Raw genomic sequence first — 17829 nt, 5'->3', positions numbered from 1 at the left:
GATCTCATCAGGCAGCGACGGCTTCGGATTGGCAGCGGGTGTCGCCGACTTTAGGCTGTGGCTGAACAGCTAGCAGCGCCCGCGCCACCTTCTCTACAACGCTGGAATTCACGGCGTTACCCAATGCTGCGAAGGCCTGGCTGGCGCTCTTGGGAAGCTCCTTGAGCCCATGGAGACTTTGCAGGCGTGCGCATTCAAGCGGCGTCATGTACCGCTTCTGCCAACCGATGATGGGCACCTGCGTGTCCGTCATCGCAATCAGACTCGGAGCGGTGGTACGCCGCTTGACGCGCACACCAGACGCACGAAACTGGATAACGTAGTCCCAGATGTTTCGCTTGCCACCTTTGATGTTCCATTCGAACTTCTGCAGACTCGAGGGGAACTTCAGAATCTTGGGCAACCAGGGGTCAATCCACGACTTGTTGTCTTCGTAGAACTGGCGGTTCTGCCGAATGAAGTTCTGCTTCCACTTTGGGAAGATCAAGTCCGCTGTTCTGGCGTGACTGGGCAAAGCTCCCCACCGCCCGTCAAGTGATTTCAAGGTACCAACCTTGATACCGTGGCTGCCCTTAAAACCCTTCAGGCCATCTACGCCGTAGAACTCCTTCAGCGCATACGGTGTGGTCGTCTCGTATGGGTAGGTAGCCCCCCACTCCATCGACCATAGAGGAAACGACGGCAACTCTACATCCTTCGGGCAAGCCTTCAGAAACTCATTCCAGACTTCTAGGCACTCCTTAACCTGTGCCGAGAGTTGCTTCGCGTCGGAGGGCTTGTCGTCGAGCACGGTGTCAATGTTGGTTTCAGCGCTACTGGTCTCGGGCCACACGAAGCCGTCAAGCGACAGTAAAGAACCCACGATATACACACGCTCACGAATCTGCGGAATGCCAAAATGATGAGGCGACAGCCGCTCCGCACGAATGTTGTAGCCAAGACCGCCTTCGCCAGTGCCCAGAATTTTCTGGATTTCCTCCCAAGTGCGACCCTCGTCATGCTTGAGCAAGTTCGGCACGTTCTCGAGGATAAAGAATGTCGGCTTCTTCTCGTTCAAAATCGCGGCAACGTTGAAGAACAGATTACCCTGCTCCGTGCACTCGAAGCCAAGCTGCTCACCTGCCTTGGAAAAGGGTTGACAAGGAAAACCAGCCGTAAGGACGTCATGGTCCGGAATATCCAAGGGGGGAACTTGGGTGATATCGCCCGCTGGCTTGAGCCCGTGGTTTTTTTCGTAGAGTTCGCGCAGATGCTCTTTCCACTCGGCGGCGAATACACATCGGCCGCCCATGCGAGCGAGCGCTAGGTGAAAGCCACCCAGCCCGGCAAAGAGGTCAACAAATCGGAAAGATTGCATGTCCGGCGCGTGTCGCTATTGGTTCTTCGTGTTGCGAGGACACATAAATGTCGCCTCGTTCGCTCGCCCCAATGAACTGCCGTTCTGCGCCCACCCGGGCATCGAACTAGGCAGAGGGAACTCTTCTTTTGTGCAAATACGGTATTTTAGACGATCCAATCACCAAGCAATGCCTAAGTAACCTTGCCAATAGCCGCAGGTTTCCACAAATGGGGTTTGCCATGAGAAGCGTTCTGCAACCCGTTCACGTGCTTGCTGGCATTTGCGCGCCTCTTCAGAGCCCCAACCGATCCGGCCGCACGATCGTCGGACCAACAAACGCCAGCTTGCGCAGCGACGAATGCGGCCCATGCGGCTGCATCTTGAAATGTGGTCGCCGCCAGTGTCCGCGCACCTCTCGATGCGGCCCATCGCTCGGCACGGCAGACGACAACTCCATGTCCAGAATTGCCGGCCCGACAATATGCCGGTCGTACAGTTGTTCAATTTCGGCCAGTCGTTCGGCGCGCCTGCGCTTGCCCAGCCCGCTGAAACTTCTCGGAGAGTCTGTATAGGCGCGGTCATATACCACCTGCGCATCCCGCACAGTCAAGTACAGCAACATCTTGATCGCATAGTCGAGCACCTGCATCCAATATTCGCGGGCATTCTGCGCATTGGATTCGGCGTCTATCCGACCTTCCTGCGGAACGATTTCCTCCAATAATGACCGGATCGTCCGCTGAGGATCGGCCAACGAAAGCTGCAACACGTTCGCCGAACGGTGTGCGCGCTGCAGATGGTGCGTCCACGCCATGAAGCTCAACCATCCGTGCCGCTGTCCCTCCGTTCCTTGTTCGTGGCGGACGATGGTGATCGCCTCAATCCCTCCGTCATGGTCCCACCACGAGGGGTCGGGAATGATGCACAGCGCGTTTGTTGGCAGTTGGATCAACCCGACTGGTACATCGTCTGCGATGTAGCTTGCATCCAACAGGCGATGCATCGCGGGTGTCGGTTCGTAAAGCGCCCCGTCACTTGCGCTGAACGCCTGCCAAGCAACACTGCGCATCGCGTGCCACACTCCCGATGTGTCGGTGATGGTGGAAAGCGGCCTTCCTGCCCAGGTTCGTATGTATGTCTCGAACTTCTCAAGGAGGTGCGCAATCTCCTCCGTCACCAACAGCCGCGAGAACTCCGTTCCCGAGTGACCAGCAGCCTGCCTGACCTGTTTCCACGCCTCCATAGCACCGCTTGCGCGATACCTGACGGGAATAGGAAGCCTCGCGTAGACGTCATCCTCGCTTCGGATGCTTTTCTCGATCGCTGATTTCAGCAAGGCGAGCACGTTGTCGTGCGGACCCGGGATGGGTTCGATCAGGGGACTGTGCTTGAACCGCTTCGCAAACGACGAGACGAAGGCCTCCTCGTAGCGAACATCGATCCGCATCACACCTTCGGGCAGGATATGCAGGCCGTCACGGCCGCACGCTATCTGTACGCCGTGCGAGACAGACATGCGGAGTCCTGCTGACACCGCAGGCGAGGTCAACCAGTCGACCAATTGAGGGCGAAACAGCGCCCACAACTTGTCGACAATCAGTTCGGCGGCATCATGGTCGGCCGAATCGGCGCTGCCGGTGGCGATCACCAATGTGATACCTGGCACGATGCCGGAACACCGAACCGGCTGCCCATGAAGAACTAGCGAACCGATTGCCGCCGTCCGAAAGATTGTTTCGGTGCTCAGGTGAGCACCGCCCGCCAATCGCGCACGCCCACCCTCTTCTATCCGAACCCCGCCGCCATCCCGCGCACGCCTTGGCATGGCCACGCTAGCCTGGACGGGCGGATCTACACATCGGATGTTCGTCTCCATGCCTCTTTTTCGGGATCTAGTTGCCTGTGTCTTTCCCTCGCCCGCAGTACGCCTCTCCCTCAAAGGGCAACGCTACAACTTCGTATCAGACTGATCGATATCCCATTGCCAGATGGTGCTACCGTAGTCGGAAGCGACCGCCGGCATGACTTCGCCTTGCTTGAAGTGACGACGACTGTTGGTCTTGGCAGGGGTCAACCACCAGCCGGCTTGTGGGCAGGTCTGGCCGGCTTCGCAGCGCAGGTGACTGAGGGCATAGCCATCCAGGCCCAGCGGTATATCGAAGTCGCTAGTGACGCGATCCTCTTCACGCAACTTCCTGCCGTAGGCGACGAGGTCCTTCGGGTAGACCATGTGGTCAATGGTGCTGTCGTCGAGTCCTAGCAGGAAGCAGGTGGCAGCAGCCTCAAAAGCCCAGTAGCCGTAATAGAACGCCTCGTCCTCCTGAATCTTCTTGTGAGCGTCGTACCACCGCGCGCCATCCTGGTAGCGATACCACTGCTTCAGGTAGGACTGAACCTGAGGAATCGCAGCGTCCCGACTCTCTTGGAAGTAGGCTTCGACCAGGGTTGCGTAAGGCTCCTCAAACAGGACCTCCTCTATGTCCTCCTGAGGATCATTGACGTAGTCAAGGATTAGCTGCTCATACAGAGCGTCCCGATGGCGATTGCTAGCCATGGCGGCGATGATGCGTTTGGTTGATCGACCGTCGCGGATCAGAATGGCGATGCTGATCAACTGCAGCGCTTTCTCATACTCAACTATGTTGTCGAAGTCGACGGCACAAACCGTCAAGTCGGTATCGCCCTGCTCCTTGAACTTCTCTTTGAGGAAAAGGCGGTAAGGAACATTGAGCTCGTTCCAACGAACGAATTCGTCGACGATTGATGCGAATTGGCCGGCGAGCGTGTCGATGTCCTTGCCTGCCGTGTACTCAAGCATCCACAAGTAAAACTTCTCCTTGAAGACGGCACCCTGCGCATCGACCAGGTAGTAGGGGTCGAGGTCTCCCCGACGTACGCCTTTGATGCATACATCAATGCCCTCCTGGAGACGGGCATGGACGTTGCGGTACAGGGCGTCATAAAGGAACTTCTGACGGCGCTTGGTGTGAAGATCCTCCGGCTCAGGAAGGAAGGAGGGCGTGTTGTGTCTTGCCATGGATATATGCCAACAGTTACTTAGCGCGTTGGGTGCGAGGCTTTCTTTCCGCAGGTTTTGGCTGACCGCTCACGACGCGTATTTTCTTGGCTTGCTCATACATCATGGTGAGTTCGTCAAGTTCGGCGTAAGTGAACTGATCAGAAAGACCGTGCGCGGGGCGGTGCTTGTCATGCAAGCTCAAATTGTAATAATCGCCACCCGTGAGTGCGATGGCCCCGACGTCGATGCTCACAGCCACGTGCTCCGCTGCACCATCCGCCATGCCCTTTTTCAACACGCCGCCTGGTTTAGGTGTGTAGTCTTTCGGAGGGCTGGTGCTAGGTATCGCGAAGACAACGTACACAAAGCGGTTCTTCGCGTTTCCATCGATCATTGCCGGCAACGTGCTCTCGCGTAGCCACTGCATCGACATCTGCAAGCCCTTCTTTGGCTGCGACAACATGCACCACAACGCGTATTGTCGTTCTGTCAGGTTTGGCGGTGGCTGGAGCTTGGACGATTTTTTGCCATCGGCACGCTCCCGCCAGCTATCAGTTGCCATCCCGAACAGCGCCCCAGCAGACTCGGAAGCCTTCGCCTCAACGAAGTGGAAGACGTTGTTGTCCAGTGACCAAACACCGTCCACGCCATTCTGATTGATACGAACAAGGTGTTCCGGCACCAATTCTGTTGGTGTAGCGTGCTTGTTTTGCTCCGTTACCAATCGCTTGGTGCCTTTCCACTGAGCCCCGGCATGCTTCCCCTCCACCTTTCCATGCGGCCATGCGTCCGGCGCATGCAGGTTCATGTGGTGGTAGTGCGCCATATGCTCGCCGATGAGCCCCTTGTACCGATTGCCGATCGCCTTCCACGATGCACGTGTCACGCGGCTAGCAGTGGTCTGCGGCCCACCACCGGGTTCGACCTGCTGGCGTTTGGTATCCTGCTCATCCTTGTGCTTCGCCTGCTGTTTCTCGGCCGGCGGCGACGTCCGATTGGCTGGTGTCTGCTCCCTGGCAGACGGGTGGGACGATTCTGTCGACCTGCTTGGACGACTCGGTTCATGGCCAGCATGTGCGCCCGCGCTTCTGCTACCGGAAGTGGCCGACGCCGCAGCGACCGCCATTTGGGCGACGCGGTAACCATCTTCGCCGATGAGGTCGGTGACGAACTCCTGCAACGCCTGAATGCCTTGCTGAATGCCCGTATGCAACGGCCCCCGGATCGTCTGGAGGCCCGGACGCAGGTCACGTGCGAGCCCTTGCAGGGAATCCGGTAGCCACCAGTGGGGCTGCTCCAGTTCTCCCAGTAGTTGGTCGCAGCCCATCAGCGCATTGTCCATCTGCTGGATCGCGACTTGGGTGTTGCCGGCCCAATCCAGCGTCCGGATGAAGGTGATGGCTTTGCCTTTAGCCTTGCCAAGCATTCCGCTCACAAAAGCCTCGCCGCGCAGAGCCCCTTTCAGCAGTTTGCGCCCTTTCCACAGCGGCTTGACGATCGTCTTGAAGAGGCTGCCCAGTTCAGGAATACACCCGAAGGCCGCTAGGGCCAAATCAACCCAATCGTCTTTGCCGCAGTTTCGGGCACCCTTGCGCGAGATGCGGTAGATCATCCCGGACATATCGCGCACGTTCAGCACCTGCTGGGCGACCGGGATCAGGGAAATCACACCACCCACGATCATTGCGGCGTTGCTGGGCTCTTCCTCAAAGTCGCCTAACACCAAGTCCTCGCAGAACTTGGTGATATCGTCGATCAGACTCATTGTGAGAGATCCTCCGCTGCACGTGTATCGCCGGCGGCAATGCGCGACTGCCGCTCCACCTCGATTTGCCGCTTGGCTTCAGGCTGGGCTTTCTTGTATTCGTCGGACGTCTCCAGAGGCGGAGCTTTCCAGGGGCGTTCGTCTTCGCCAAACTCTACGTAGTACGGCAGGTTTGGCGTGCCCTCTTCACGGGCAAAGCCATGCTTGTCGAGTTTGCCTTCCCGGACGGTGTTGTCGCTGAACACGATCTTGTACGGCGCACCTTGCACCGGCTCAAGGTCGTCGTATTGATAGTTGAGTTCGACGGCATTGGAAAGCGTAACGCTTCCGACCGGTAGCGCCGGCAACGCGGCAGCCTGCCCACCCGGCCCAACAAGCGGATGCCCTGCCCCCTTTACTGACAACAACCCCGACGTCTCAAACGTAATAGCGTTGCCTTCCAGGCGAATCATCGAATCCCCGCCATGCAGCACGATGTTCTGCTGCGCGAGGATCTCGACCGAATCGGTGGAAGACGTCACTGTGACGGCCTTGTCGGCCAGCACAGCCAGTGCATCGGTATGGGCCTGGATCGACACCGGGCCACCTTCGGCAATGGCACGAATGCCGTTGCGTTGGGCGAACAGGCTAATCCCCTTTGCAGCGGCCGCAGCCACCACGTTGCCCGCCGCCAGATGCCAGTCCGCCTGCGCGGTGCCGTGCAGGTGCCGGCCCGCGTAGATAGTCGTGGTGGCCTGCGAAGCCAGTGCGATGCTTGAGGGTGACTCCGCCACCAGCCAAGGCTGGCCGAAGCGCTCAACCGGCGCCTGGTTCGGCTGGGTCGCATCCTGGCCGTTGACATTGCTTTCGTAACGACCGTCCTGCGCCGGGTCCAGCGCCTGAGTGAGCGAATCAAACACTTCGTTGGCTGCCAGTGGTAGCGCCTGCTGGCTGGAGGCCGCATCGGACAGACGCCGCGCAGTCTTCTGCGCTGCCGTGAGCTGGCCGCGCGCCTCGTGCGCGTCGAGCACAGTGCCAGCCGCCTGAGGCCGTGCCGTGGTCGACAACAGCAGCCCGCCGCCGGCGCGTACCACGGCCCAGGCATCGGTACGCAGCTCCGCGCCGGCGCCGCGCCAGCTTCCGCGCTCGCCACCGGTCGCACCGTGTGACATCACATAGCCTAGGCTGAGTTGGCTGTTGGCAGTGGAGCTGGCCAGCCGCGTGCGCAACTGGCCCGGATGATCGTCGACCACCCACTGGTTGTAGCCATCGCCTCCCAAGCCCTGCGAGTGCCAGCCGGACAAGGCTTGGCCGAGCGGCGCGTCGGCAGCAGGCCAGGGCAACGCATCCTGCTCACTATGGAGCTGCATGGCGGCGATCGGCCTATCTATATCGCCGTCGAGGAATGAGAGCAGTACCTGTGTGCCCGCGCGTGGCAAGTGGTTCGCACCCCAATTGGGGCCAGCGCTCGAAGTGGCAACGCGCACCCAGGCGGTAACTTGGGTGTGGTCACTACTGTCGGGGTCACGAAAAGCGCTCGCGTCCGGTGCACGCAACCATGGGAAGCGAACGAGCACGCGGTGATCGCGGTCGGTGGTGAGCGGTGCGCCATCGTTGGCAACCACCACTGCGGCCTGGCCTTCAGGCGCTGTCGGGCGCTTGCGGTATGCCGACACGATTGGTGCATCAGCCGGCACGGCAACAAATCGGTTGCGATAGCTGCCGGACTCAATGGACGTGGTGCCAAGCAACCGTGCGATGTCAGCGCCCAGGTTGTTGGCCGCCTCGTGCTCGACCTGCAGCGCGACAAACGCGCTGTGATGGCTATCGAAATGCTGCATGAGCGTAAAGCGCTCGCCGGCGCCCAACTGGCGCACGCTACCCTGGCCCTGGTAGCGCAAATAGCCCCCCTCATGCGCCTGCATACGCAGACGCGCAGCGCGATCGGCGCCTTGTGCATCCTTAAATCGATACGGACCGGAAGCCTCGAAGCTCTCCAACGTCGGCAGCTCGCCGCCCGGGTCTTTGGCGGTCGCCTGAGCTGAGGTGGCTGCCAGCGCCTTGTAGTCCCAACCCGCCAAGGTCACGGCATTAGTGCCAACGGTATGGGTCTGCGAGAAGCGCTCGATGGCGTCTTCCTGCTCGGTGGCGTCCACCCGGTGGAAACGGATCTCCGACTGCGCGCACGCGGGTCGTTCGGCATCGTTGTCGAAGATGACCAGACAGTGCCGCGATTGCGTAGCCTTCCCGTCCCCAGATTGGGCCTCGCCCTGCTGATGCTCAAAGCGGTAAGACAAGCCCTCTTCGGCCAGCAGACGTTCGATGAACGCGAAATCGGTTTCGCGGTACTGGGAGCAGGAAGAGCGCTTGGCGCACGGCTGGTTCACGGCCAGGCGGTAATGCGCCAGCGGGTAGTCGGCCAACACATCTTCAATGATCTCTAGCGCCGTCTTGTCCTGGAAGACGAAGCAATCGCTGCGGGTGCGCAAGCGGTCAAACCACGAACCGACTGTCAGCCGATAGCGCGCGAGGCCGCCATCACCTCCGAGCGCTGCGCAGGCCACCACATAGCCGTGCCATGCGCGCCGGTTGCCGTCGGGCAACATCAACCGCAGCGTGATTTCGTCGGCCGCCAGCTTGCCGGTGTCGAGATGAGCTGCAGGGCTCAAGCAGTCGATGTGCAAAGCAAACGGTGCAGACACTGCTTCTTTGGCAGTGAAGCGCTCCACGACCAAGTTATCCGTGGTCAGTGCAGTCTCGATGGTGATCTGGCGCGTATGCTGGCCAAGCAGGCCTGATAGCGCCGACAAGGCAGATTCGGGCAAGTACATCGCTGTAGGACTGTGGCGTTATCGGGGTGTGGGCGGCACGGCAGCGCCCAGCGGCGCTCCAACCAGTGCAGCCGATCGCATTGCGCACCGGCTGCGATACCGCAGGTTCATGAATTCAGGCACGGAGACCACGCTTTCCCCCAACGATGTCGAGTGCCGAGCCATGCATTCCGTTGGCCGGCTAAAAATGTGCGCGGGGATATTAGAGAATTACGGTGCTGCGCACCTCCCTACAAGGAGGGTTTCTCGTTTCGCATTATTTACATCTGCATTAAGCGAGAGCAGGCAAATATCCCCGACGCTACATGCTAGCGCGAGCCGGATACGTCTTCAGTTATGGTTTATTAATGCCCGACTCTGCGAGGAATTCAGTGCTATAGCGAAAATCGCCGAGCCCCATTTGGGTGGAATTCAGCCGTGCCGCGCTGCGACGTGATTTGCCTCATCCGCCGGATTGTCGTAGATCGTTCACATGACGACGAAGGGAGGGACATTCTTGGAACAATCTAGTGTTACGACGTGACACATCGCGGCTCTCTGTCATTTTTCGGTCGAGCCGTCTCATTCTCGGCCGCCAATCTCACCGCGCCGAAGTCCCTGAGAATGGCATCCACTTTCTGGCAAATTTGAGCCGCTGTCGCCGCCATCACTTGGCGCTTGCTCGCTCATCACCGTCAGCAGGCGCTCCAACGGCCCGTGTATCAAGAGCTCTTCGCGGCCGGCATTTTCTTAGCTACCGTGGATAGCACCAGTAACAGAGAACTATCACTACGCTTTCTCGATGTTGATCTGATAGTCGAAGGTTGCGCCGCCTGCTGCACGTCGTGCCTCTGCAAGCGCATCAGCAGCAGCTCGTTCAAGGTCCCCCTCGATGGAAACTGAGTACACATTCGAGAACAAGCCGACACCGTTGCGCGTTACCGTAACTTTGATTTGCATGATGATGCTCTCCGCTTACTTCCTGTTGACGAACTGGACGTAGTAGTTTGGGTGAACCCACCCCAGCGTATCCGGGCGGTGAAACCAAGTCTTGGTTTTTCCATCGCTCATTGCCATCGCGCCGCCGTACCCACTTGCCACTGGCTTGAAATCATCAGCTTCGATGCGAAGACATTGCGGCTCATCACCGGCCCTCATGCCGTTGCAGAGTTCTTGGGCGATCTTTGGAGTCACAGTCACGCCCTTCCTCTGCATATCCTGCAAGGCATTCCAAAAATCGAAAGCGAGGACAGGAGACCTACAGACGTATAGATGCTTGCGGGTGGCATCGTCGGCGTTTGCCGTGGTCGAAATACTGGGGGCAAACAGTGCAGCGCACACGACTCGAATCCAAGCTTTCATATAGCTACCCCTCCCCAAGCCGGTCGGTAACGGAGCGCTAGCGCGCCAGATGTTTTTCTTGCGCGTTAGTGATTACCGTGCCCACCCTCCCAACCTCCCATGGGACCGGGACCAGGAGGACTGTCAGGTGGCGGATTTCCGCCCTCCTGAGTGGTCGGGTCGGTAGCACGATCAACCTTAGGCTCGATCACTAATGGTGACGTCTCATTTGGCTCGCTAAATTCCGGAAACCAGGCCAACGAATAGCGGGTAAACGGATAGCCGCTTTCGTCCTTGCCGGATGCCGCGTCGATCAACACCCAGCCCTCGGCGATCAGTTGATTGGCAGTCTGTTCGTCGTTCGCTCCACGAACCATTTTGGCTCGAGTCAAATCTACGTTTCGCATCACTACTCCGGTTCTTGTTCGCTGACATCCGGTCAGCATCGGGCGCCGTCCTAACTCGCTTTCTCGGCAATTTTTCCTGTCAAACGATCTTAATCGCCCCCCGTTTCACCAAGCTGTCGAAGTCGGCCTCTGTGAAGCCAGCGGTTGATTTGGTGAAGTCGGAGATATAGAAGCCGACACTCAGCCGCAGGCGGTTGCGGAGCTTCTTCTGTTCATCGCGCTCCGCCCTGCGGACCATCCGCAAGAGTTCACGGACACGCTCAGCTTCCGCAAGCGAAAAAATGCTCTTTCCCTTCATGCCGGCTCCTGTCGTGCTTTTTCCGTTGAAACTGGTGGCGACTGTTCGGGCGGAAACTCAATACTGTCTTACGAAAAAAAATCGATGGTCGCACCTGCAAGAGCGAGGATTCCCCCAACGATTGCCGCCTATTTCTACTGTTGTTCTGCCTTCGGCAGCTCGCTTCTCCAACCTCGGAATGTGCTCGAAATCGAGCCTGGTACGAAAGAGAAACGGCGAGTGCTTCTGTCCATCATAAACCGGCCTCCCTGGCGGGAACCCTCGGAAAATCTGACTACTTCTTACCCAATGTGCGTTAGTTCATTGGTGCAATGGCACTCGCGTGCAATCGGAACTAGACCGTAAGCGCGCCCGCCCGTCGCCGGGCCGTACGCACTCCTGAAATTCCTTCTTGAGGTCGCTATGGTCATCCAACTGCGAGGCGAGCAACTCGTGGGCAATGTAGAACAAAAAAAAATGAGGAAGACGCGAGGCTGCCAGCAGGCCAAAAGGCCTGCTGGCATCTGCGCTTGTATAGAGGGACGGCCTAGTTGGTGGGCTGGGCCGTCGTGGATGACGCTGCATCGGTCAGCCCGGCAAGTTCGGGCGCGATCTGCGTGGCTGCGGACGGTGCCGCAGCGCCCGCGTTCAGATTGGGATTTTCCTTGCAGGTGGCGCGCGCAACATCTTCACGAAGAATCATCACGTCTTGTGCGTCTTTGAGACTCCTATCGTTCATCATGTTTGCGATGCAATTCGATAGCGCCGGGCTGTCCGACACCATTGCACCGGCTTTGTAGTCGCGGTCATAGACCAGTCGACCGTCGGGGTCCCAAGCCTTCGCCGCTCCCATCAACTGGCCGTTGACGTACTGACCGTACTGCCTCGGCTTGCCGGTGTCGGGATAGAAAAGCTCTTCCACCCCGTCCTTTGCGCCTCGAACAAACTTCACGTGGTGAATCACCTGCTTGCCGTCCGGCGCGTACTCGAACAACTCGCCATCGAGTTGCCCGTTGGACCAGTTGGCGCGGAGAGTGCGGTTCCCGGTGTTTTCATCGAAGCCCTCCTCTTCCCCGTCAGGAACACCCTTGCTCCAATGCGCAACGCGAACCAGCTTGTGACTGCGTGGGCTGTAGATTTCCTGTTTGCCGTCCGGCTGCCCCTGCGCGAATGACACGCTGTTCAGGATGGTGCGGCCATCCTTTGCGTACAGCTTGAAGTCGCCATTGAGCTTGCCATCGCTAAACGATGTCTCGATCTCGGTGATGTCTGAATTGGGCAGCTTGCACACGACCTTGCCGTCACGCAAGCCGTCATGCGCTTGGAGGTCACACACCGCCTGATAGTTGATGGCACCGTTGTCTTTGACGGCCAGGAGAAAGGCGCGCTGGGCTTTGTCCAAGCCATCGGTGTCTTGAAAAATCTGGCCGTACGGAACGTTCGTCACCTTTCCTGAGAACGGGCTGTTGTCGTTGCCCGCGTAAATTTTTCCGTTGTTGATTTGGGCGTTGCGGAAGTCCAGTGGCTTGCCGCAACCCGTCATCAGCAGCGAGGCGGCAAGCGTGAACAGAACAACCGGATTGGTCAGGGTGCGTTTCATGATCTTGGAAAGTGGGAGATTCGGCGAGTCCCGACGCAATGACAGCGGGAGCGAATCAGGTGGAAACAGGAAGGACAGCAAGATCGCTTGGACCTCACTGCCGTTTGCGAGGGCGAAATACCGGTCAGTGCATCGTCTGCACCGACCGGCCTTGCTTCAAGAGAGGTGCCCTTACGGGTTCAGCGTGATACCAATGGCCTTGGCCGCCGCATGCATCGAAGCGGCGACAAGATCGGATTGCGCCGCGGTGAGCAGCTCGTAGGTTTGGGGTACAGACGCCGGGAACAGGTAGCCCATGGCCGCTTTGCCGGCGATGAGAGCCACAATCAGATTGCCACCGTTGGCGATAGCGCCCTTCACTGTCGGGTTGATATCCAGCGCCGCGGCTGACTTCGGCAGGTTGATCACCATCAGGTTGTTGTTACGCGGATAGATGCTCCACGTACCTTGAACCGGCAGCGACACCTTGCTGTAGTCGCAGCCCGACTTGCCGCTCGCTGCCAACTGCACCACGCCACCCGCTTGGATGCTCAACACAATGCAGGAGCGCGCCTGGACGTTGTACGACACGTCTGCGGACTTACCCACAACCTGCGAGACGTTCGTCAACGACACCAGCGCCGACGGATCACCCAGGGTCAGCACACCGGTGGACGGTGCATTGTCCGGTGTGACAAAGATGCCCGTGTTGTACACGTCAGCGCCGCTCACCCACTCCGGACCCCAGCCACCGGTAGTGACGATGGCCTGGTCGTTGGCGTGTTGGATGGTGGCGTAGACGGCCGTCGAACCCGGAGCAAAAACGCCTCCCATTGCCTGACGGATGGCGTTGGTCGGCGGCACGAGCAGTGCGCTGGACACCGGCTGATTGCTTGCGTCCACCTGCGACAGCGAGATCGTCACAGCGTCATTGGTCAGCAGGTCGGTGGCACTGATCTTGCCGCTGGACGAACTCACCGTGTAACCCGGATGCATCTGATCGCTGGAGAGGAATGCCGACAGCGTGCCGTCAGCCTTCATCACGTAGCCACCGGAAAGCGGCATCACGTACGACAGCGGGTTGCTGAGTCCAGCCCCCGTGATGTAGGAGTCGAATATGCCGACTGGCGCATTGACCCAGCCGCCTTGGTGCAATTGCTGCGGCACCGTGAGCGAGCCGCCGCTCAGGGTGTACGCGTTCCGTACCGGTACGCCGACTGCGTCTTGCAGACCATAGTGCGAGAACGGCGTACCGCCGCTGCCGAGATAGCCTTCAATCGCATAGAGCGGTTGAGCCAGTGCCGTAGCGGGATCAACAGGCGTGCCGTTGGCTGCCGCTTGCTGCGCGACCGACGAAGCCGTCACTGCCGCCGGAGAGCCGGTAGCGATCACGGCATTCAACACGTTGGCCGCAGTCGCGGGGGTCGTGCCGCCGTAGGCCTGCAGCACGCCGACCGTCTGCGAAGCGAGCGTTGCCACTGAAGTGTTGCCACCAGCGATGTAGTCGCCGTTGACATCTGCCCCGCCAGCCAGCGATTGGACGGCGGCCACGGCATCAGCCTGCGACTTGCCTGCCGCTATCTGCGCGACCACCATCGACGTGAGTGGGGTGATGTTCTGGTTGGCCCCCGCCACGATGGCCGACAGCAAGAAACCCTGCTGGAAGGTCGTGTTGGTCGTGGTGTCGACGTTACCAGCCTGGACGACGGCGAGCAGGTGCTTGCCGGTCATGTCTCCGGAAACGTCGAGGGTGTAGGCGCCGTTCACGTCCGTCACCGCTTCCGGCAGTGTCGGGTCGCAGGCACCGTGACCGTTGTCGAAGCAGACCGTCACACCGCTCAAGTAGCCGTCAATGGCGCGTCCCGTCAACTGCTGAGTCGTGGCAACCGGAGCGCTCGGGTTCGATGCCGAGGAACCGCTGTCACCACCACCTCCGCCACAAGCGGCTAGAACGGCAGACAGCGTAGCGCTTAACGCGAGCTTCAAAATCCCTAGGTTTTGATTGGTGTTCAATTTGGATACCCCCTTGCTGTGTTGTGCGAAGTGAATGCCCGTCTCGACAAGAAACCAGATGGGCATTCCTGCGGATGTGTATTGCGTGGCTTGATTGGCCCTTTACATGGAGTGGCCGGCATCCTCCTCGGTCGTTACATGCAGTGCGTCTGCGATTTCCGCGTCCAGCACAGCCAGGCACGCCCGGAAGATCGGCACACCCAGCACACCGCTGCGCTCCAGCGCGATCAGCCGTTTGCGACGCACGTGCGCGGGCTGGTTGGCATCGCCAACCAGCGCCCAGGCTGCGTCGATCAGTGCCTGCCGGGCGGCACGGCGCTGGAGCAGATAGGCCGCGCCAGCGACCGGCCCAATGCACGCGGATGCGAAGACCCAGCCCACAACGGGCAAACCAACGTGATTGGCCCGCAAGCGGCGCATGTCGAGGACGATGCCGAGCGCCGTTACAGCGACACCGGACAGCCAGACGATTTGAAACATGTGAATCTCCGTGAATATAGCGTATACGGATAGAGAATATCGCGTATGTGTATCTAGAATGTTTGCATGACCCATCCGATCCACGACCCTCGCTATCAGCGGATTGCGAAGCTGCTCACCGACCTGCGCAAGCAGCGCGGTTGGCTGCAGCAGGACGTTGCTGATCGGATCGGACGGCCACAAGCCTTTGTGTCCAAGGTTGAGAGCGGCGCTCGCCGCCTGGACGTGGTTGAACTGCTCGATTTCTTGCGGGTGCTGGAAGCTGACCCGCACACCTTCATCGATACCCTTCTGGATAAGCCGATGTCGGCGCTGCCACGCTGAGGGCTAGTAGTCCTCCGGCAGCAGGACGGTCGTCACCGACCGGTCCCATTCCGTCACGACGTACATCTTCTGCCCATTCCCCAGCAGGTAGCTGGACAGCACACGCTGGCCAGTGATGGCTGCGAGGTCGTTCAATGCGAGATCCTCGGTTGAAAGGTCACCCCAGTCGCCTCGGGCGTGGCGGTTCACCAGTTTGAAAATTGACACGTCGGCCGCCGCCAGGGCGGCAATGGCGGCAGGTGTCGCTACCAGTTGCCCGAGTGGCAAGCGTGGTGGAGGCAATGCGGGTAAGGATGGCTCTGTCACGGTGTGCTCCTGAAAAATAGACGAGCGCCGGCCTCCAGCGGAGCCGGATGCAGGGTCGTCGGGATTGGGGAAATGGAAAGAAGAGAAAGCCGGGTAAGAGACCCGGCTTTATGTCGGCAATGCCGTCACGTTAAGGGCATAAAAAAGGCCGCTCCGATTTACTGGAGCGGCCTCATTGCTTGTTTCTGACGCTGCGCTTAACTGAACCGCGTTCGACCCGAGGGCCGGTTTTATGCTGCCTGTGGCAGCGTGCGGCGATCAGCCTGCGGCCAGGCTGCCGTTTTCTACGTGCACGCGGTCCCCCACCTGGAAGCCGGGCGCGGCCTTATACGTGAAGGTGCGAGTAGCGCCGTTGTCCATGCGCACGCTGACGTTATAGGACGTGTCGCGGTGATAGTAATTTTCCGCTTCATGGCCTGCATAACCGCCACCCACCGCGCCGGCCACCGTCGCCAGCGTGCGGCCATTGCCCTTGCCGACCTGGTTGCCCAGCAAGCCACCCACCACAGCACCACCGATCATGCCCAGACCGGTTTCGTTGCCTTGCTGCGTGGCGATCGGCGTGATGGCGGTGACCTGACCAGCATACGGGTTGGCAGCCGGGTGCGGCTGCGCATAGTCGTTGCTCGACGAGGGGTTATGTTCCGCATACGACGGGGCCGGATGATGCACCGCGTGGTGTACCGCGCTCGGCTGCGCCGGATAGGTCGGGGCCGCTTGATTCGGCGCTGCCGTCTGGCCGGGAGCAGCAAGTGCCAGCGGTGCGGAGGCCGATTGCGCGGCGACGTTCGGGTTGGTGCTGCCCTGCATAGCCTTCGAGGTGGGCAATACGCCAGTCATGGCGGCCACCCCCGTTACGCTTGCGATGATCACCGCGACTGCGGCACCGGCCATTAGCGGATGCATGCGGCGCGACTGCGGCATCTGGCCCATCGACGTGCCGGTGTACTGTTGACCTTGGATGTTCGGTTGCTCGTCGTTCATCATCTTCTCCCTAGGCCGTTGAGGTGTTGGCCTTTCGATGGAGAAAGTGTGGTCGATCGATTGGTTGGATACCGTTTTAAATTGTGAGAATCTGTAGCGCGTTATTCCGTTTACAAATCAAAGGGTTGAGCGCCTTTCCCGCAAAGGGCGGAGGCAGGACGATGTTACAAATGGAGGGAGCAGCAGGCAATTCGCGTCTGCGCTGCGCACAAGAAACGATTCATCGCTGATTTCCTAGGAAGCGGTTCCGCTGCGCGTGGGTGTACAAGAGCGGCTCTCAGCTTGACACTCGCGGCCATCTTGCTTTTGATGCATGGCTGTGACTTTGCTAGGCTTCACAGGATGGTCTACGGTAGCCGTTATGCGCCGACATTAGGTATTTGAGGGAGAGCCAATGATCACCGAATGCCCATACTGCGACTCACGCGTCGACTGCGAAGAGAAGGGGCACGTAGACCTCGACCCTGAGCACACTGGCGTTCCCACGAAAGCGGTCCTTTTGCAATGCAAGGTCTGCGGGAGTCCGCTTTTCGGGATCGCAGAGATGATTCAGACTGGACCCACTGACTGGGAATGGGACTCTGCTGAACGTCGCTGGCCAGCGCCCGACAATGAAATCGACTGGTTAATTCCAGAGATTGCTCGCAACTCGTTAATCGAAGCGAAGATCTGCTTCAGGGCCAAGGCATATAGCGCCTGCGCGGTAATGTGTGGGCGAACAATCGAAGGGGTGTGCAAGCATCACGACCCAAAGACGAAGATGCTCGCTGCAGGCCTGAAGAAGCTCAAACAAGATGGTGTGATTGACGAACGCATTTTTCACTGGAGCGAAGCCCTCCGGGAACACCGCAATCTCGGCGCTCACGCCACGACGGAGAAAGTTAAAAAAGACGACGCCAAAGATCTCCTAGACTTTGCGATTGCGATCTGCGAGTACGTCTTCATCCTCAATGAAAAGTTTGCGCGCTTCCAGCAGCGGCAGGCGAAGGTTTGACGGACGGCGTGCAGCCGTCGGTGCGATTCGACGTTGAGCGTCTGATAACGGACACAGAATTTCGTGGCGCCGCTAACCACTGGGGGCCTTCGATCGCCCGGAAGCCGAGCGCTTTTGGACATCCTACCCCCGCAGATAGGCGACGAGCTACAAGAAAAGCCCCGAAGAGTGTCACGCCGATGATTCTCCCGATTGGTACAGCGTGGCAGAAC

The 17829-nt window shown here is 59.3% G+C and carries 16 protein-coding genes; 2 read left to right on the top strand and 14 right to left on the bottom strand.

All coding sequences use genetic code 11. The features are described from left to right. Window positions 1-7: 7 nt before the first annotated feature. The 12 genes from dcm to M1D44_RS00765 form a co-directional block, all read right to left on the bottom strand. Window positions 8-1357 carry a DNA (cytosine-5-)-methyltransferase gene (dcm, locus tag M1D44_RS00820; protein ID WP_439004698.1) on the bottom strand — a complete coding sequence of 450 codons (1350 nt, stop codon included), beginning with the start codon at window positions 1355-1357 and terminating at the stop codon, window positions 8-10. A gap of 274 nt (window positions 1358-1631) precedes the next feature. Further along, window positions 1632-2987 carry a hypothetical protein gene (locus tag M1D44_RS00815; RefSeq protein ID WP_439004736.1) on the bottom strand — a complete coding sequence of 452 codons (1356 nt, stop codon included), beginning with the start codon at window positions 2985-2987 and terminating at the stop codon, window positions 1632-1634. 300 nt (window positions 2988-3287) lie between these two features. Next, on the bottom strand, window positions 3288-4376 hold the full coding sequence (locus tag M1D44_RS00810) for a PoNe immunity protein domain-containing protein (protein ID WP_439004700.1): 1089 nt from the start codon (window positions 4374-4376) through the stop codon (window positions 3288-3290). A 16-nt stretch (window positions 4377-4392) separates the two neighbouring features. Further along, on the bottom strand, window positions 4393-6123 hold the full coding sequence (locus tag M1D44_RS00805) for a hypothetical protein (protein ID WP_439004701.1): 1731 nt from the start codon (window positions 6121-6123) through the stop codon (window positions 4393-4395). Further along, window positions 6120-8933: a type VI secretion system Vgr family protein gene (locus tag M1D44_RS00800; RefSeq protein WP_439004702.1), complete on the bottom strand. Its 2814-nt coding sequence runs from the start codon at window positions 8931-8933 to the stop codon at window positions 6120-6122. The genes M1D44_RS00805 and M1D44_RS00800 overlap by 4 nt, the downstream gene beginning before the upstream one ends. A 768-nt stretch (window positions 8934-9701) precedes the next feature. After that, complete coding sequence (locus tag M1D44_RS00795; protein ID WP_439004703.1) at window positions 9702-9872, bottom strand: hypothetical protein; 171 nt, start codon at window positions 9870-9872, stop codon at window positions 9702-9704. A gap of 15 nt (window positions 9873-9887) precedes the next feature. Then, window positions 9888-10274 (bottom strand): hypothetical protein, encoded by a 387-nt coding sequence (locus M1D44_RS00790; protein ID WP_439004704.1) that lies wholly within the window; start codon window positions 10272-10274, stop codon window positions 9888-9890. Window positions 10275-10339: 65 nt separating this feature from the next. After that, window positions 10340-10660: a hypothetical protein gene (locus M1D44_RS00785; protein WP_439004705.1), complete on the bottom strand. Its 321-nt coding sequence runs from the start codon at window positions 10658-10660 to the stop codon at window positions 10340-10342. A gap of 79 nt (window positions 10661-10739) precedes the next feature. Further along, a complete protein-coding gene (locus M1D44_RS00780; RefSeq protein WP_439004706.1) occupies window positions 10740-10958 on the bottom strand; it encodes a hypothetical protein in 219 nt (72 codons plus the stop codon). A 526-nt stretch (window positions 10959-11484) separates the two neighbouring features. Beyond that, on the bottom strand, window positions 11485-12618 hold the full coding sequence (locus M1D44_RS00775) for a toxin-antitoxin system YwqK family antitoxin (protein WP_439004707.1): 1134 nt from the start codon (window positions 12616-12618) through the stop codon (window positions 11485-11487). Window positions 12619-12708: 90 nt separating this feature from the next. Further along, window positions 12709-14385 carry a hypothetical protein gene (locus tag M1D44_RS00770; RefSeq protein ID WP_439004708.1) on the bottom strand — a complete coding sequence of 559 codons (1677 nt, stop codon included), beginning with the start codon at window positions 14383-14385 and terminating at the stop codon, window positions 12709-12711. Window positions 14386-14631: 246 nt separating this feature from the next. Continuing rightward, a complete protein-coding gene (locus M1D44_RS00765) occupies window positions 14632-15009 on the bottom strand; it encodes a hypothetical protein (protein ID WP_439004709.1) in 378 nt (125 codons plus the stop codon). Between the two features lie 66 nt (window positions 15010-15075). Between M1D44_RS00765 and M1D44_RS00760 the strand changes: the two genes are divergently transcribed. Continuing rightward, a complete protein-coding gene (locus M1D44_RS00760; protein ID WP_439004710.1) occupies window positions 15076-15333 on the top strand; it encodes a helix-turn-helix domain-containing protein in 258 nt (85 codons plus the stop codon). Window positions 15334-15336: 3 nt separating this feature from the next. Here M1D44_RS00760 and M1D44_RS00755 read toward each other — a convergent pair whose 3' ends face one another. After that, the gene (locus tag M1D44_RS00755; protein ID WP_461241610.1) at window positions 15337-15468 is read right to left on the bottom strand and encodes a hypothetical protein; all 132 of its coding nucleotides are present in this window, start codon (window positions 15466-15468) and stop codon (window positions 15337-15339) included. 429 nt (window positions 15469-15897) lie between these two features. Next, window positions 15898-16626 carry a glycine zipper 2TM domain-containing protein gene (locus M1D44_RS00750; RefSeq protein WP_439004712.1) on the bottom strand — a complete coding sequence of 243 codons (729 nt, stop codon included), beginning with the start codon at window positions 16624-16626 and terminating at the stop codon, window positions 15898-15900. A gap of 391 nt (window positions 16627-17017) precedes the next feature. On the opposite strand from M1D44_RS00750, the gene M1D44_RS00745 reads away from it, so the two are divergent. Further along, complete coding sequence (locus tag M1D44_RS00745; RefSeq protein ID WP_439004713.1) at window positions 17018-17617, top strand: DUF4145 domain-containing protein; 600 nt, start codon at window positions 17018-17020, stop codon at window positions 17615-17617. The last annotated feature ends 212 nt before the right edge of the window (window positions 17618-17829 follow it).

The sequence above is a fragment of the Ralstonia sp. SA306 genome (assembly GCF_054792405.1).
The sequence above is the reverse complement of the archived record's forward strand: the minus strand, read 5'-3'. Positions and strand labels throughout refer to the sequence as shown.

Bases quoted from the DNA above. Each gene is read 5' to 3' on its own strand.
- dcm (WP_439004698.1), bottom strand. From the start codon at position 1,357: ATGCAATCTTTCCGATTTGTTGACCTCTTTGCCGGGCTGGGTGGCTTT.
- M1D44_RS00810 (WP_439004700.1), bottom strand. From the start codon at position 4,376: ATGGCAAGACACAACACGCCCTCCTTCCTTCCTGAGCCGGAGGATCTT.
- M1D44_RS00805 (WP_439004701.1), bottom strand. From the start codon at position 6,123: ATGAGTCTGATCGACGATATCACCAAGTTCTGCGAGGACTTGGTGTTA.
- M1D44_RS00800 (WP_439004702.1), bottom strand. From the start codon at position 8,933: ATGTACTTGCCCGAATCTGCCTTGTCGGCGCTATCAGGCCTGCTTGGC.
- M1D44_RS00795 (WP_439004703.1), bottom strand. From the start codon at position 9,872: ATGCAAATCAAAGTTACGGTAACGCGCAACGGTGTCGGCTTGTTCTCG.
- M1D44_RS00790 (WP_439004704.1), bottom strand. From the start codon at position 10,274: ATGAAAGCTTGGATTCGAGTCGTGTGCGCTGCACTGTTTGCCCCCAGT.
- M1D44_RS00785 (WP_439004705.1), bottom strand. From the start codon at position 10,660: ATGCGAAACGTAGATTTGACTCGAGCCAAAATGGTTCGTGGAGCGAAC.
- M1D44_RS00780 (WP_439004706.1), bottom strand. From the start codon at position 10,958: ATGAAGGGAAAGAGCATTTTTTCGCTTGCGGAAGCTGAGCGTGTCCGT.
- M1D44_RS00765 (WP_439004709.1), bottom strand. From the start codon at position 15,009: ATGTTTCAAATCGTCTGGCTGTCCGGTGTCGCTGTAACGGCGCTCGGC.
- M1D44_RS00760 (WP_439004710.1), top strand. From the start codon at position 15,076: ATGACCCATCCGATCCACGACCCTCGCTATCAGCGGATTGCGAAGCTG.
- M1D44_RS00750 (WP_439004712.1), bottom strand. From the start codon at position 16,626: ATGATGAACGACGAGCAACCGAACATCCAAGGTCAACAGTACACCGGC.
- M1D44_RS00745 (WP_439004713.1), top strand. From the start codon at position 17,018: ATGATCACCGAATGCCCATACTGCGACTCACGCGTCGACTGCGAAGAG.